Origin of the sequence: uncultured Porphyromonas sp., assembly GCF_934359325.1 — a bacterium.
Classification (GTDB): Bacteria; Bacteroidota; Bacteroidia; order Bacteroidales; family Porphyromonadaceae; genus Porphyromonas_A.
In genome coordinates this window covers 1-1,850 of record NZ_CAKRLH010000263.1, presented here as the reverse complement: position 1 = coordinate 1,850, position 1,850 = coordinate 1, and the positions used below count along the sequence as shown (strand labels likewise).

Annotated in this window: 3 protein-coding genes; all 3 read right to left on the bottom strand. The window is 53.6% G+C overall.

Features of this window, described 5'->3' with window-relative positions:
- Positions 1-286, bottom strand: a 286-nt coding sequence (locus tag Q0F21_RS07620; RefSeq protein ID WP_297238799.1) for a tetratricopeptide repeat protein, incomplete at its 3' end; no start/stop codon positions are given.
- A 61-nt stretch (positions 287-347) separates the two neighbouring features.
- Positions 348-1,382 carry a VWA domain-containing protein gene (locus Q0F21_RS07615; protein ID WP_297238797.1) on the bottom strand — a complete coding sequence of 345 codons (1,035 nt, stop codon included), beginning with the start codon at positions 1,380-1,382 and terminating at the stop codon, positions 348-350.
- Between the two features lie 12 nt (positions 1,383-1,394).
- On the bottom strand, positions 1,395-1,850 hold a 456-nt coding region (locus tag Q0F21_RS07610; RefSeq protein WP_297238796.1), incomplete at its 5' end, for a VWA domain-containing protein.

The window sequence follows — 1,850 nt, the reverse complement described above, 5'->3', positions numbered from 1 at the left end:
ACTCGATCGCCTGCTCAAGCTGTTTTGCTCGGAAAGCGGTGTTACCGGCGTTGTGGGTCAGATCGGCCGCCTCTGTGGGCGAGAGTAAGGAGAGGTGCGGAGCGAGAGACTGGTAGAGCTTGCCCGCCTCCTCTCCTCTATCGGTCCGGTAGAGGACATTGGCCAGATTGAAGATCGTCGTGGGGTCACTCTTATTGATCTCAAGTGCCTTGCGATAGTCGATCTCAGCCTTGGAGTACTCCTCGGAGCGATAGAGCTTGTTGCCACTACGGGTCAGGTCCCGCACCTGCTTTTGCCCCCACCCAGGGAGGCAAAAGAGACTGGCAAAGATGATCTATAGCAAGTACTTACTTCTCATCATCATGCTTAGTATCAAAGATATTAAACCGCCTCAGGAACCTATTCTTATGATCCAGCATCAGCAAATCTATCAGAAGCAGAAGCAGCGCCGGGACCAGGAAGTAGTAATAGACATCCGCATAGGATCTGTAGACGGTGGTACTCATATCCGACTTCTGCAGTCTGTCGAGGCTCTTCTTGAGTAGTCGGACAGCCCCGGAGACGTCCTTGGCATGGATATAGACCCCATCCGCGGTCTCAGCAATCTGCTTAGCGAGCTGCTGATTGAGACGGGTGACGACCACCTTGCCATCCTCATCCGTCAGATACTCGCCATTGGCCATCGGGATGGGTGCTCCCTCCTCAGTCCCGACACCGAGGACGGAGATGAGGATTCCTTTCTCCTTAGCAGACCTAAGAGCCTCCTCCACATCGCCATCAAGATTCTCCGCATCGGTGATCAGCACCAGCGCTTTCTTCACCTCCTTATCCGATGAAAAGCCTCGGGTCGCCAACTTGATTGCCTCGCCAATTGCCGTCCCCTGAGCAGCGATCAGAGAGGGATCAGCAGACTGGAGGAACATTTTGGCAGAGACAAAGTCCGACGTGATAGGCAGCTGGATATAAGCCTCTCCGGCGAAGTAGATCAGACCGATCTTGTTATTAGCCAACTCGTCCGTCATACGAGACACAATGTTCTTGGCTAACGTGAGACGACTCGGGGTAACATCCTTGGCAAGCATCGAATTAGAGAGGTCGAGAGCGACTATCATCTCGATGCCCTCCAGCTTTACCTTCTCCGGCTTAGATCCCACTTGTGGGCGGGCAAGTGCCACCACGATGAGCATACCGGATGCAATGAGCAGAATGTCCTTCGTTAGCTTTCGTCTCAGAGAGAGATCGGGCATCAGCTGACGGACCAGCTCTGTCTCGCCAAAGTTCTTCAGCTTTTTCTTGTCCCTCCTAATCCTCAGGAATGCCCACACCAAGAGGAGCGCAAGAGGAATGAGCAAGAGCAGTATATAGGGGTGTAAAAATCGCATATCCTCAGTTTATCACGGCATCGTACGGAAGGCGGTCGTCCTCAAGAGGATTGCCCCAAATAGGCAGAGCAGAGCGGCAAAGAGCCACGGCATAAAGTGCTCGGACTTCTCCGTATAGTTATGTACCTCCAGCTTGATCTTCTCCATCTGATCGATCTCGTCGTAGATCTCCTCCAGGCTGGAGTTGTCCGTCGCCCTGAAGAAACTACCACCTGTGGTCTCAGCGATGGTCCGGAGGGAGCTCTCGTCGATCTCCACCGGCATCATCTGATACTCGATACCGAAGTCCGTCATCACGGGATAGGGAGCCTGACCCATCGTGCCGACGGCAATAGTGTAGACTCGTATCCCAAAGCTCTTCGCGATCTCAGCTGCCGTCATGGGGTCGATGGTTCCGGCATTGTTGGTTCCATCGGTCAGGAGGATAACCACTTTACTATCACCCTTCTGGTCCTTCAGTCGGCTCAC

Coding starts and splice junctions, on each gene's coding strand:
- Q0F21_RS07615 (WP_297238797.1), bottom strand. CDS start 1,382: ATGCGATTTTTACACCCCTATATACTGCTCTTGCTCATTCCTCTTGCG.